This is a genomic window from Yersinia similis, from assembly GCF_001053095.1.
Taxonomy (GTDB): Bacteria; Pseudomonadota; Gammaproteobacteria; order Enterobacterales; family Enterobacteriaceae; genus Yersinia; species Yersinia similis.
Map to the genome: position 1 here is coordinate 1 of NZ_CGBP01000035.1, position 15,529 is coordinate 15,529.

Here is a 15,529-nt window from a genome sequence, read left to right on the forward strand (position 1 = left end):
GTTAGCTGCGCGCACTCACCCGAATCACTTACTAATGTAAGCTCATCGGGACTCGTTTGCTGGCTGCCTACCTACAACGCCAATGACTTTGGGGGCTTTCGGCCTTGACACTGTAGGGGTGTTAGCTGCGCGCACTCAGGGGTTTTAGCTATAAATAAAGGAATAAAAAATGACTATCGCACTCTCAGAACAACTGACAAACCGCTTTTTCCGTTATCTGGCGGTTAGCAGCCAAAGCGATGCTGCCTCTCCAACACTGCCCAGCACCGAAGGGCAGCACAAAATGGCGCAGATGTTAGCTGAAGAACTGCGTCAGTTGGGGTTGGAAGATATCCTGATTGATGAACATGCCACGGTGACCGCCCGTAAACCCGGAAATCAGCCTACCGCACCACGCATTGGTTTTATTACACATATTGATACTGTCGATGTTGGCCTATCACCTGATATTCATCCACAGCGCTTACGCTTTACCGGTAGCGATCTTTGCCTAAACCCAGAACAGGGTATCTATCTGCGTACCGCAGAACACCCGGAAATTCTGCGTTATCAGGGCGAGGAGATTATTTTCAGCGATGGCACCAGTGTACTAGGCGCAGATAATAAAGCGGCAGTGACCGTAGTCATGACGTTGTTGGAAAACCTGACGGCTGACGATTGCCATGGCGATATCGTGGTGGCGTTTGTCCCCGATGAAGAAATTGGGCTACGCGGTGCTAAAGCGCTGGATCTGGCGCGTTTTGATGTTGATTTCGCTTACACCATTGACTGCTGCGAACTGGGCGAAGTGGTATATGAAAACTTTAATGCCGCTTCGGCAGAGATCGACATCATCGGGGTGACGGCTCACCCGATGTCAGCTAAAAATGTGCTGATTAACCCTATTCGTGTCGCCTATGACATTATCAGTGAGTTCTCGCCACAAGAGACGCCAGAACACACTGAAGGGCGGGAAGGCTATGTCTGGTTTACCGATATGACCGCCAACCCTAATAGCGCGAAACTGAAAATAGCAATCCGTGATTTTGATAATGTGTCATTCGCCGCGCGTAAAGCCTATATCGGTGAAGTGGTTGCAAAAGTTTCAGCACAATATCCACGAGCGAAGATCAGCTATTCAGTGACCGATGTGTACAGCAATATCAGTAACTCAATTGGCGAAGATAAGCGGGCTATTGACTTGATCTTCTCTTCCATGGCGGAACTGAATATCGAACCTAAAGTGATCCCTATGCGTGGCGGCACCGATGGTGCGGCGTTATCAACCCAAGGATTGCTGACCCCAAATTATTTTACCGGGGCGCATAACTTTCACTCACCTTTCGAATTTTTACCGATCAGTTCCTTTGTAAAATCATATCAATTAACCCGGACTATCTGTTTGTCTGCGGCCAAAGCGTAAAGCTGGAAATGCATTGATATTTAATGCCTTATCTCGATGCAGGGTGCTGGCGTATTAACTTGCCAGTATCCTATTAATGCTGTGACTTCTCTATACGCCTGTCACTGGCGAGTGACTGGTTGAATCGGTACCAATATCCTTCTTACTGAATGCAGGTAAGGCAATAGGATTGTATAAAATGTGATCTAACCCACTTGAAAATGACAATCGTTTACAACTAGTATGATAAATGAAAAGTAACAGCATAAGATAAAGACAATATAGTTAGTGCCAAAATAATATTTTTGATAAAACCTTCTTATCAATTTATATAAATGTGAGTAAATATCATCTAATTAACAGGGTTGTTGAATCTTGTTATCACACTTCATTATGGAAAATTAATGATGGTATTTTATCGGAAATTTTTTAGTGTAACGGTTTTAATTTTACTGCCATGCATGGCATGGTCACAAAGTCATAATAACAGTAAGGATGAATTAGACACTATTACGGTAGTTGCACAAAAAATTAATCAACAGCAGCAAAAAACACCCATAAGTATAAGTGTATTAACAGGCTTTGATTTAGAAAGAGAAAATATAGAGAATATATACGAATCAATAATGCGCATCCCTAATGTCTATATGGTAAAAGCGGGCAATCCATCTGATGCAGGTTTTTTTACCATGCGAGGTACAACCCCTGGAATGGAAGGGATTCAATCAGTAGGTTTCTTTATTGATGGCGTTCATACTAATACTTTTGATACGGAATTATTGGATGTTGATAGAATAGAAGTATTAAGAGGCCCTCAAGCGACGCTATATGGTCGCAATACTGAATCTGGGGTAATCAATGTCATTACTAAAGATCCTGAATTTTCACCTGAGTATAAAATAGGTCTATCTTATGGAAATTATAATCGTACACAGGTAAACACGGTTTTAGGTGGAAGTATTAATGACAGTGAACAGTTTTCTTACCGTGCAGCATTGAAATATCTTTATGGGAATGGCTATTTTAAGCGTGATTATGACGGTAAAAATAATGTAGATAATCTTAATGATTTTAGTGGTCGGTTTAAACTACGTTGGCAACCTATGGATGATGGTTGGGATGTAATTACAACCTTTGATATCCAAAATAGGCGTAACGGAAACACTTCTTTTACCGCATTAGATAAAATAAAATCGGGTCAAAAATATGTTGACTCAAATTATATTGGCAAATCTGATGTTGATGCTTATAAAGGTCAAGTAAAAGCAGTTTATGCCTTTGATGATATCGATTTCACCTCGGTTAGTGCTTATGCCGACGAAAGAAAAGTTGATAATCAAGATCTCGATTTTACTCGTTTATCGATTAGTGAACTATTGATGAATCGAAAAACAAAGCAATTTTCACAAGAATTTCGGTTGAACTCTAAATACAGCGGGCCATTTAATTGGTTGATAGGAAGCTATTACTTTTATCAAGATGATGATAATAAAATTGATTTCCGCTATCTGCCCTATAACTTAGCACAAATCCGGAAATCCAATATCAAGACCAATAACTACGCAGTATTCGGCAATGTCAGTTATTACCTACTGAATGATGTCGAACTTGTGGCGGGTACAAGGTATGACTATGAGAAAAAGAAACTTAACTTTTTAATGGATAATGGGTTTAACCCAGCTCAGCCGTATTTTCATGATAATAACAGTAATTCATTTGGGGCTTTTTTGCCTAAAGTGGGTTTAAATTATTATATTACGGGTGACGCCATGCTATATACCAGCATAGCACGGGGGTATAAAAGTGGTGGGTTTAACACTTTAGGGCCTCAATCTAGTCGTGCTTATAATGCAGAATATACAACGACCTATGAAGCTGGTTTTAAAACCGAATGGTTTGATAGAACGGTTCGTTGGAATACGTCTCTATTCTGGAATGATATGAAAGATCAGCAAGTGGAAGTAGCGTATTATCCTATTTCTTATTCGGTTAACAGCGGTAAGTCATTAAGCCGTGGGTTGGAGTCTGAATTTGCGTGGCGTATTACGCGTGGCCTGACTGTATCTGCAAATGTAGGCTATACTGATGCGTATTTTAAAAACTTCCCAACAGAAATTAAAGTAGATAATAACTATATTCCTGTTAACTATAAAGGTAATCGACCGGCTAATTCACCAGGGTACACTTATAGTATCGGTGCCGATTATAACTTCCTTAATGGTTATTTTGTTAATACCACTTATAATGTTAAAGGAAGTACCTATCTTGATAATGCGAATAGTAAAAAACAACCAGCTTATGGGCTATTAGATCTTACTGCTGGTTATGAGAATAAAGATTATGGTGTCAATATTTGGATAAAAAACATCCTTGATAAAACTTATGTGACTCGTGCTTTCAAAATGGATGATGGGGTATGGTATGGGCGCGCGGGTGAACCTATTAACTTTGGGGTTAATTTTAATGTTAAATTTTAATAAATATTAACAATACATATGGCTGTGACTATTAGATACAGCCATATATTAATTTGGGTATAAAAGAGCTATGTCCTGTGGGTACTTTATGTTTACGCATAGAGTAATTTATTTATCAAAAGTGATATATATGCAACTGCAGGTAATGGTATGAATTTATTAAATAATGAAACTCGTTGGGTGAGGGAGGCGTTATTTGAACAGGCAACAAAGTCCAAACATGATGTCGCGTTACGTTATTGTGATAACGATGATGTAGAGCATTACTCTTATAGCCAACTGATATCATTGGGCTATTCGTTAGCTACACGGATTGAAATAGAAAACAATCCGCCTGGGCCTGCTATTCTGCTCATGCCAGGCGGTTCACTTTTTGTCATAAGCTTTATTGCTTGTATTATTAGGGGGGTGTCGGCTGTCCCTGTGCATCTAACTAATCATTTTAAATTGGGTCGCAGTATTGATACCTTGTCCCATATTTTGGCTGATAGCCAAGGTGAATATATCTTCACATTAAGTTCGTTATCCGACGAAGTTAAAAAACAAGGTTGGCATCATACACATCAGATTATTTTTGTTGATCAACCACTCACCAATAGCAGTAGCTATTTCCCCACGAAAAAAAATTATGATGCACTTTATTACCCCAGTCATTCACCTGTGTATCTGCAATATTCTTCTGGTTCCACAGCAAAGCCAAAAGCGGTATGTAATTACGATCATAATATGAGGGTGCAACATCATATCTTGCTTGAATTACATCTACATTGTCAGCCGAAAATCATCACGGCGAACTGGTTACCCTTTTATCATGATTTAGGCATGTTCAGCGGTTTGTTATTGCCAATATTATCAGGCGGTTGCTGTAATTTTATGCCTTCTGTGCACTTTATTGCAGAGCCATTTCGTTGGCTGAAAATGATTAATGATTATCAGGCTAACTCCGGGGCTGCACCAGATTTTGCGTGGGATTTGTGTACCACAATGGTGACGGATGAACAAATTCGCCAGTTGGATCTCTCCTCCATCAAGATGGCAATGAATGGGGCTGAACCCATTCGCTCAGAGACAATGGCAAATTTTGCTGCCCGTTTTGCATCCACAGGTTTTGATTCCCGCAGTTTCACGCCCGGTTATGGTATGGCCGAAGCAACTCTAACCGTAAGTCATAAGCCTATCGACACTGATTACTGCTGTTTGGCATTTAACCAAATGGCATTAGCGGAAGGTAAAGCCATTTTGGATCCGCAAGGGTGTCGGTTGATAAGCTCTGGGCATGTGGTTAGAGCATGGCAATTGCAGATTGTTGATCCCCAGACATGTCAGCCCTTGCCTGAGGCGAGCATTGGGGAGGTCTGGATTCGAGGCGATTCTGTTGCGGGGGGGTATTGGCAGCAGCCCGAACTCACAAAAGCAACGTTCCACAACACACTAGCAGGCAACTCTCACCATGATTATTTACGTACGGGGGACCTTGCCTTTGTGTATCAAGGGGAACTCTTTATTTGTGGGCGATTAAAAGATCTTATTATTGTGGCTGGGCAAAATTATATGCCCAAGGATATTGAAACAGCAATTGAGTACGCCTGCGATGATATCCACACAGGGGGAGTGTGTGTGTGCCAGCATTTTGACAGCGGCGAATTTATTGTGATGGCCGAGGTGTATCGTCATTTAACATCAACGGCACGTCAGCGTATTGCTCAGCAGATTGTGGCGACGGTAGCCCACCATTTTCAACTGAAATCTGACAAGATCATCTTATTAGCCCGTGGAAAGCTCTTAAAAACATCGAGTGGCAAGATCCGCCGCAGTCATATGCTTTCTCTCTATTTAACGCAACAATTGAGCGTGCTTTATGTACTGGCGTCGCAGGGAGAGACTCAAGATGAAATGTTATTTGATCAAGAAAGAGTGTTATTTGAGCAGGAGGCCATACTGTTTGATTGGCTCCATAAAACAGGGTGTGAATTACTCGGTTGTGAGGCGATCAATCCTGATAGTGGGCTACATCAGGCAGGGCTAACCAGTTTGCTGGCGATACAATTTTGTCAGCGTATTAATCATTTTCTGGGCTGCCATCTCAATGTTGCAGATCTCTTTGCCTATCCTACATTACGGCAACTGACCTTATTTTTATCTCAGTACCAAGAAGATATCGCCTCCTCAAATTCAACGGAAGCAGGAGATGATCGGGATGTCGCGATGGTGGCTATCAGTTGTCGCTTTCCGGGGCAGGTGGGGGTGAGCTGGGCGGACTATTGTACAGAATTATCCGCAGGTAACAGCGCAGTACGTCATGAAAACAATCGACTGCGACACTGTGTTTTACCGATAGGCGCATTAGAAGACATTGATCAGTTCGACGCTTCTTTCTTTAATATCAGCGAACGAGAAGCCATCTTACTCGATCCGCAACAGCGTCATATTTTAGAGCTGAGTTGGCACCTGTTTGAGCAGGCAGGCTGGCAACCTGAGCAGTTGCAACAAAGCGATATTGGTTTTTACATAGGTCAAAGTGGCAGCGAATATGGGCAAATGCTGTTACAGAAAAATGACCCCGATTATGCCAAAAGTTATCTGGCGACGGGGATTTGTAGCAGTGCGACATCAGGGCGGCTGGCGAAATTTTATGGCACTCGTGGCCCGGCATTAACCATTGACACGGCTTGTTCTTCTTCGCTGGTCGCACTGGATAGCGCGATGTTGTCACTGCAGCAAAAACAGTGCAGCGCGGCTGTCGTGGGGGGGGTGAATTTACTCCTATCGGCACAAATTGAACAAACTCTTATCAATGCGGGCATGTTATCACCCAAGGGGCGCTGTGCTACGTTCAGTGATGATGCTGATGGCTATGCCCGAGGGGAAGGGGCGGTATTATTCCTGTTAAAACCTTATCGTCAGGCCGTGATAGATGGCGATCCTATCTTAGCGGTTATTGAGGGCAGTGTCGTTGCGCAGGATGGTGAGAGCAGCAGCCTGACGGCACCGAATCCACACGCTCAAGCGGCTATGATGTCGCGGCTTTTACAGCGAGCATCATTGGCTTCCGATGATATCTCGTTACTGGAAACCCATGGAACAGGTACTTCGTTAGGGGATCCCGTTGAGCTAAGCGCCATTGATCGTGTATATGGTCAACGAAAAACGCCATTACGCTTAGGGGCGAGTAAAAGTCAGGTCGGGCACTTAGAGGCCGCTGCGGGGGGATTTGCATTAGCCAGGGCTGTCGCGCAGATACAACAACAGAAAGCCTTTGGCCACCCCACGCTAAACATCTATAACCCACTGATAAAAGAAATGTTATTGCGTTATCACTTCGATAAAGATACCTGCCCTTGGGGAATCGAACGTGTCGCTATCAATGCTTTTAGCTTTACCGGAACGATGGCTGCGGCAGTGTTGAGAAAGCCTACGGCAGTTGCTACATCAATAAAATCAAGTACATCAATAAAACCAAGTACATCAATAACATTGTTATCCGATGATAAGGTGGCTGGTTGGTTGCCCATTAGCGCTAAAACTGAAGCCGCGTTATTGGCGACGGCTCGCCAACTTGCTGAGGTATTGTCACAGCATACGGCGCTTGCTCGGGCGGTTGTTGCTGCGTGGCGTACTAAACGTAGCCATCATTTTCCCATCCGTGCCTTGATTCAATATCACTCATTAGATGATTTGATCGCACAGTTACATCAAGTAACCGGCGATAAAAGTAATCACCCCCCTCGCCTTGTAAAGGCGCAATCTCCCAAACAATGGTTGGAAGGCGATGCTTTTGACTGGGCGTCAGTCACCCCTTCTGAAGGGGCCGTCAGTGCTGAGGTATTGGCGCTTTTGCCTCTTTATCCTTTTACTCGCCAGCGCTATTGGGCTGAAGGCCTGCTGGCAGAGAGTCCCCCCTCATCCCCCCCTTCGGTTATTGCCGACACCATCGATTTTTCATTTGTGCGCACTTGGGTGGCAGAGACACTCGCTATGGTGTCTGGAGCGTTATCTGATGAGGATGATTTGTTGAATTTAGGCTTAGATTCTTTGCAGATGTTGGATCTGGTGGATGAGTGTAAAAAACGCCATGTCACTTTGACGTTGGCAAAGTTGTTTGAAAAAACAACCCTTGGAGCATGGGAACAGTATTGGAACAGTACTTGTAGAGACCGTGTCTGCGGGGAAAGTATCGGTGAGGTTACCCAACTCACAGAAGAACAAACCGCTGGTGAGTACTGGCAGGGAGAGCCTTTTGTGCTTACCCCTGTACAGCAAGCGTATTGGCAAGGGCGTCAGAAGGGGCAGACGTTGGGGCAGGTTGCCTGTCAGGTTTATCTGGAATTGGATTGCCCGTTGTTAACGGATGAACGCCTTCATCAGGCGGTGACGCAATTATTCCATCGCCATGAGCTTTTGCGTATGCGCATTAACGAGCAAGGGATGGGGGTGATCCAGGAAATCAAGCCCGTTACGGTAACGCAATATCACTGGGATCAGCTCTCCGCAAGTGCTGGTGCAAAGGAGCGCTACGCGCTACGGGCGCGCTTATCCCATCGTATGGCTGATTTGACTTACGAAAGTGGGTTCCAATTGATTGCCAGCCATGATGGGCAAAATACCCGTTTGCACATTAATGTGGACATGGTGATTGCTGACGCTATGAGTCTGCAAATTCTGTTGGAGGAGCTAGGGCTGCTCCTTTCGTCGCAGAATACGGCATTTGCACCGTTGGATTACCACTTCCCGCAATATCTGTTGGAGCAAAAACAAACACCATCAACGGGTGATAGCGAAGCTTACTGGCAACAACGGTTAATCGCAGGCTTACCGCTAGCACCCCAACTGCCGTTGGCAATAAAACCAGAGCAGATAGATAAACCTATTTTCCAACATCGTGAATGGCGTTTAGCCGCAGTTCAATGGGCTAAATTACAGCAAATAGCCCGCCGACATGGGTTAACGCCCTCCATGTTATTGGCGGGTTGCTTTGCCGAGACATTACGGGGTTGGGCGAAATTGCCTGATTTTTCGCTGAACTTGACGATTTTTAACCGCCGTGGCGCACATCCACAATTGGCAAAATTGGTCGCTGATTTTACGTCATTGCTAATACTGGCATGTGAAGTTAAAGAAAACGAAAGTTTACTTGATCATTTCCACAGGCTGAATCAGCAATTTATGGTTGATCTGGATCATGGGGATTACAGCGCAGTGCACGTGTTGCGTCAGTGGTCTCAACAGCGGGGCGAACAGGTTACTCTGCCGGTTGTCTTCACCAGTAATCTTGGGCGTGAATTGCTTGGGGAAAACGCACCAGGGGCACTGCACTATCTGGTTTCTCAGACACCCCAAGTGTGGCTAGACTGCCAGGTCATGGAGTATCAGAAAACACTCTTGATCAGTTGGGATACGGTGGACGCACTATTCCCTGAAGGGATGCTTGATCAGATGTTTGCTTTTATGCAGCAGCTTCTTCAATCCATTGTCGAAAATGAGCAAGTCTTACAGTCACCTGTTCAGGCGTATGTGGATGACAAAGTGCTGTCTCATCGCCAGCAGCCGTTATCGGGTGTCAATAGTGTGCCTTTTGAGGCAAAAACCCTACATCAGGGCTTTTGGCAGCAGGTCGCATCTGCCCCGGATAACATTGCTGTCATCAATGCCTCCGGCTCCTTGACGTATAGGGCAATAGCAATACAAGTCGGTGATTTGGCTGGGCATTTACAGCAGTGTATTGCCCGGCAGGGCCATGTGGGGATCTGTTTACCTAAAGGGGTTGATCAAGTGATTGCGGTGCTGGCGGTATTGTCCATCGGGGCGGTGTATGTGCCGTTGGATATCACCGCGCCCTCCGAACGCTTACAGCAACTGATCGTGCAGGCAGATATTGGCGTATTGATTAGCGACCGCGTGATCTCCGCTAACTGCGATACGTTGAATATCAACATAAAAGGCGGTTGTCCATCACCTTTTACTCTGCCTATTTTTACATCACCTGCTTTTACGCCACCTATTTTTGTACAACCTGATGAGCCAGCCTATCTGATTTTTACCTCAGGCTCGACGGGAGTGCCCAAAGGGGTGGTGGTGACACATCAGGCCGCAATGAACACCATTGATGAGATTAATCGCCGTTATGTTGATGATGGGAAGATCACTTTGTTCGCACTATCGGCATTAAATTTCGATCTCTCGGTTTATGATATTTTTGGTCCTTTGTCTGTTGGTGGCTCTCTTGTGTTGCCCAATGCGGGCGATGAAAAAGAAGCTAAACAGTGGCTGTCAGCACTGCATCAACATCAAGTGACACATTGGAACAGTGTTCCGGCCTTATTTGAAATGCTACTGATCGCCGCAGAGCAAGGTACACAAGCTTTGCCTCGTTCGTTACAGCAGGTGCTGTTATCGGGGGATTGGATTGGGCTAGATCTACTCCCCAGGCTGAGAGCACTTGGTAGTCAGGCGCGTTTCACGGCGCTGGGCGGCGCAACAGAAGCGGCTATTTGGTCTAATGCGCTAGATGTCTCTGTGATCCCTGAAGAGTGGGGGTCCATACCTTATGGTTACCCACTGGCCCATCAATATTATCGTGTCGTTGATCATGCTGACAGAGATTGCCCTGATTGGGTGACAGGGGAACTGTGGATTGGCGGTAGGGGGGTGGCATTAGGTTATTACCGGGAGCCAGAAAAAACGGCGGCGCAATTTGTCTCTGTTCATCGTGAGTGTTTTTATCGAACCGGCGATTATGGTCGCTTCTGGTCCAATGGATGTCTGGAGTTTTTAGGGCGACAGGATAGGCAAATAAAACTGCATGGCTATCGCATTGAATTAGCCGAAATTGAAGCCGTTACAGGGCACCTGGCAACGATTAAACGTGCTGTGGTTTTATATTTAGATCAGCCACAAAAGCATTTACATCTGTTTGTTGAGCCTCAGAACCAGGTATCCACACTTTTCCCCACAGTAGCTGATGATGTATTACCTGAAGCCATACCTGTAACGGATATTCGTGAGCAAGAAAACGCGATAGTTGCTTTTCTGTTATGTCATGTACTCAACGATATTCTCAAGCTTGATCTGGCGGAGTATCAGTCTACGCAGGTATTGCAGGAAAAGGGGGAGGTTAGCGAAGCCTACCAACCGCTATTTTTAGCATGGCTTCATTGGTTGGTTGAACAAGGGGTTTTACTTTCTCGCGATGACCAGTTTAAAACCACAGGAATTCAGCCAGTACGCCCTGAGGTGACTGAACCACACCTATTACCGCTCTTGATGACGTTAGAGCAAAAAGCCTCATGGATTGGCGAGGTGGTTACTGGGCGGGGAAATCCACTGTTATTGTTAGACGACACTCTCCTGTCGCCAGAAGTTTTAGTCGCCAATACACATGATACCCAAGTGGTTATTGACGTGCTATGTCAGCGCATTGCTCGTTTATCTCGGCAATTACAACGGCCTGTTAATGTAACCGAATTGAATGGGCGTACGGGGCTTTTTGCCAGTCAGGTATTGAGTCGGTTGGGAACTGATGTCCTGAGTTACTGTTTGTTGGAATCTGCGAATTCATTGCGTCAACACGCAGAATATCGTTTGTCTGGTTATTCCCATGAAACACGCGTGATTGCGACACCAGATGCACAGCAACAATTTGCCGATATTCTGATCGTCAATAATTCACTACACCGATTTGATGCCCTGCCTGAGGGGATTGCCATGCTGCAATCCCTTTGCCACGGAGGGACGGAAATTGTCTTATTTGAAAGCCTGGCACTAAGCCCACTTTCACTATTAACAGTGTTGTTGTTACGAAACCCCCGTGGTTTTAGGGATCAACGGCAAGGGGCGCTTTCACCGCTGTTGGATTTGCCAGCCTGGCAGTCGTTGTTAACCGATTCTGGTATTGCCATCCAGCAACTAAGCGTTATTGAACCGTATTCTGCACTCTTTGTATGTCAACCATATACAGTAAAAGCGCCCATTTCGCATGAACAGGTGAAGCAGCACTTACAGCAATATTTACCTGCGTATATGGTGCCATCGTCTATCACTGTATTGGATACGTTGCCACTGACACCGAATGGCAAAATTGACCGTACATCATTATACAAACAGGCCGTTAAGCATGGGCAGTTCAGCCATTATGGTGAAACATCTCGTTCTTTATCTGATGGGTTGGAACAGTTTGATGAGCGGGAACAGCTTGATGAACGGGAACAATGCGTCGCTCGTCTTTGGCAGCAAGTATTAGGGGTTACGCCGCAATCAGACAGCAACTTTTTCCTGTGTGGTGGTGATAGCCTTCATGCCACGCGCATCGTGGCATTGTTGGAAAAAGAGGGGGCGGTTGGCGTGCCACTGTCTCAGGTGTTTTTACTGCCGGTGTTAAGGGATTTTGCTCACACTCTGGAATTCCACCATGTGCCTGTACAGGATGCGCAATTAGTCCATTGTGCCGCCCAACGTTATTCGCCTTTTGAGCTAACAGATGTACAGCAGGCGTATTTAATGGGGCGGCAATCGGGCTTCCCACTTGGTGGCGTGGCAACTCACTATTATCAAGAGTATGACGGCTATCAAGAGTATGACGGCTATCAAGAATATGACGGCTATCAGGAGCATGAAGATTATCTGGAATATGGAGGCACACCGTTTGACCAGCAACGGTTAGAGCGAGCATTAAATCTGTTGGTGGCTCGTCATGATGCGTTACGTATTGTGTTTGATGAACAGGGCACACAGCGCGTGTTACCCAATCAACCGTTCTCAGTGCTTCAGGTCATGCATTGCGGTGCTGCGGCGTGGGAGACCGTGACGGCGACTCAACGGGATGTATTATCGCATCATGTCTCTGAACCGACTCAATGGCCGTTGTTCCACGCGACGTTAATTCAATCTGATGACGGTAGAAATCGTTTTTGTCTTGGGCTGGATAATTTAGTGTTAGACGGCTTGAGTATGCGGATTTTCTTTAAAGAGTTGGCCGTATTGTATGAGGACCCCACCGCCACGCTACCTTCAGTGGATATCGGTTTCCGCGATTATCTGCTCGCTGAGTCGTCGTCACCTCATCGCCAAGAGTCTGAGAGGTATTGGCGAGAAAGCCTCCCAATGCTACCGGATGCACCGCGCTTGCCATTGGTGTGTGATCCCGCCTTAGTTGGCACACCTAAATTTAAGCGTTGGCAATCCGTCTTGTCGGTCTCCCATTGGCAGATTTTATTGAATAAAGCCAAACAATATCAAATAACACCATCTTGTTTGCTCCTGACTTGCTATGCCCAAGTCTTGGCGAAATGGTCTGAATCAGCATCACTAACCATCAATGTTACCTTGTTTGATCGCAAACCTTGCCATCCAGATATTAACCATATTATGGGCGATTTTACTTCTCTGCTCTTATTAGGTTGTCGACAAGAGAAAGGTGAAGGGTGGTTGGCAACGGCTCAGCGTATTCAGCAACAGTTGTGGCGAGATCTGGAGCACCGTGAAGTTTCCGCAGTATGGGTACTCAGGGAGTTAAATCGTCAGCGAGGAACAACCCATATTCACATGCCGGTGGTATTTACCAGTGCCTTGGGCGCACAAATGGATGGTTACCCTGATAGCGCATTCCAAGCCCCTCTTTGGGGGATTTCTCAGACACCGCAATTGTGGATTGACCATCAGGTTTTCGAACATGATGGTGAGTTGTACTTTAACTGGGATGTCGTTGAGGCCTTATTTCCAGTTGGCGTGATTGACGCCATGTTTGCCGCTTACTGTCAGTTGCTGGAAAAACTTTGTGTCACAGAGCACTGGCATGACACCGTTGAGATTACGTTACCTGTACCGCAGCAGCAGAGTCGCCAGAGGGTGAACGCAACCCATCAAGCGATGATATTTTCGCCTATGCACTGTCGGGTCGCACACGCTATGGCGGCATATGCCCAGCAGACCGCGTTAATTTGGGGCAGCAGCAGCCTTAGCTATCAACAACTTGGACACGGTGTACAACGGCTTGCACGGTATTTACACGAGCAAGGGGTGAGGGGAAGTACCCATGTCGGAGTGGCATTACCACGGGGTTGTGATCAGATCATTGCGGTACTGGCTATTCAGTGGCTCGGCGCGGCTTATGTTCCTATCAGTGTGGACTGGCCTGCTTGTCGCCGATCACAGGTTATCACCTTAGCTGATATCCATTTCCTTGTTGGTGATAGTACGTTGGGCTGGCCGAAAGAGGTTCATGTGCTTTCGGTGGATAGCGAACCAGTTTCTGACGAGCGCCTCGCCCCACGGGTAGTGAGCGCAGATAGCCTGGCTTATCTTATTTTCACGTCCGGCAGTACGGGGGTTCCTAAAGGCGTGGCGGTTAGCCATGGCGCGGCGGTTAATACCATTGAGTCCATCAATCGTCAGCATCAAATCAATCCACAAGATACGGCATTGGCGTTATCAGCGCTGTATTTTGACCTCTCTGTTTGGGATGTTTTTGGTGTGTTGTCTGCGGGGGCGAGGTTAGTCCTTATTCCACAGCAGGCACAGCGAGAGGCGGGAATATGGTTATCTCTGGTCCAACAACACCAAGTGACGGTGTGGAACAGTGTGCCAGCATTATTAGAGATGATGCTGTTATTTAATGAACAGATATTTAATGAACAGATATTTAATGAACAGGATGAACAACCGCAAGCGTTGGCCTCGCTGCGAGTGGTGATGCTCTCAGGGGATTGGATAGTACCGGAATTGCCTCAACGCTTGCGACGATGTGCGCCAAATGCTCACTGTGTCGCCATGGGGGGGGCCACGGAAGCGGCTATCTGGTCCAATTATTGGGTAGCTGATACACCGCTGATCGGGTGGTGCTCGGTGCCTTACGGCGTGCCATTGCCTAATCAGCAATTCCGAATTGTGAATGAGCAAGAAGAGGATTGCCCTGACTGGGTGGCGGGTGAGTTGTGGATTGGAGGGCAAGGGGTCGCACAGGGCTATTATGGCGATAGCATCGGTACTGAACAGCAATTTATCCTACGCGATGGGCAACGGTGGTACCGCACAGGGGATACTGGCCGCTATCGCCCTGGCGCTATCATCGAGTTTCTGGGGCGCAAGGACCAGCAAGTTAAAATCTCGGGTTACCGCTTAGAACTAGACGAAATTACGTTAGCCCTGAAAAGCTATCCTTCGATCGAGGATGCGGTCGCTTTTGTTATTCAACACAATGACCGCCCTGTTTTAGCGGCTGTTGCTGTTACGCCAATCCCCCTGGATTGGCAGGCGGTGACCGCATTTCTTCGAGAGCGGTTACCGGAGTATGCCATTCCCTCCCGGTTAGGGCATTGTTGCACATGGCCACTGACGGATAACGGTAAACGTGACCAACATGCCCTCCGTACATTAGTTACACCTTATATCGAAACACCTCAGGTAACCCAGCCCATGACCGCTATGGAGCAATTACTGTGCGAGCAGCTCCAATTGTTGCTGAATGTGACGTCTATTCAATGCCATGACAACTTTTTTGCCCTTGGTGGCGACTCCTTTATTGCCATTCGCCTGACATCCGTATTGCGCCGGAACTATGGGGTTGAACTCTCTCTTTGGAAAATTTTCAGCGTACAAACAATCGCACAAATTGCTTTAGTTATGGTGCCTGCACACCAGAGTGAAGGGAATATTAAATTCGTGGAAGATTCAATTTGAG

The 15,529-nt window shown here is 46.2% G+C and carries 3 protein-coding genes; all 3 read left to right on the plus strand.

Going from position 1 to position 15,529, the window contains the following annotated elements:
• The first annotated feature begins 169 nt into the window (after nt 1-169).
• The 3 genes from pepT (at nt 170) to AC971_RS18730 (ending at nt 15,528) form a co-directional block, all read left to right on the plus strand.
• Nucleotides 170-1,402, plus strand: a complete 1,233-nt coding sequence (gene pepT, locus AC971_RS18715) for a peptidase T (RefSeq protein WP_025381338.1) — start codon at nt 170-172, stop codon at nt 1,400-1,402.
• Between the two features lie 383 nt (nt 1,403-1,785).
• Nucleotides 1,786-3,858, plus strand: a complete 2,073-nt coding sequence (locus AC971_RS18720) for a TonB-dependent receptor (protein ID WP_025381337.1) — start codon at nt 1,786-1,788, stop codon at nt 3,856-3,858.
• A gap of 150 nt (nt 3,859-4,008) precedes the next feature.
• Entirely contained in the window at nt 4,009-15,528 is an 11,520-nt protein-coding gene (locus AC971_RS18730) for a non-ribosomal peptide synthetase (protein WP_082160205.1), read from the plus strand.
• The last annotated feature ends 1 nt before the right edge of the window (nt 15,529 follow it).

Excerpts from the sequence above, each read along its gene's own strand:
- pepT (WP_025381338.1), top strand. The coding sequence starts at position 170 with ATGACTATCGCACTCTCAGAACAACTGACAAACCGCTTTTTCCGTTAT.
- AC971_RS18720 (WP_025381337.1), top strand. The coding sequence starts at position 1,786 with ATGATGGTATTTTATCGGAAATTTTTTAGTGTAACGGTTTTAATTTTA.
- AC971_RS18730 (WP_082160205.1), top strand. The coding sequence starts at position 4,009 with ATGAATTTATTAAATAATGAAACTCGTTGGGTGAGGGAGGCGTTATTT.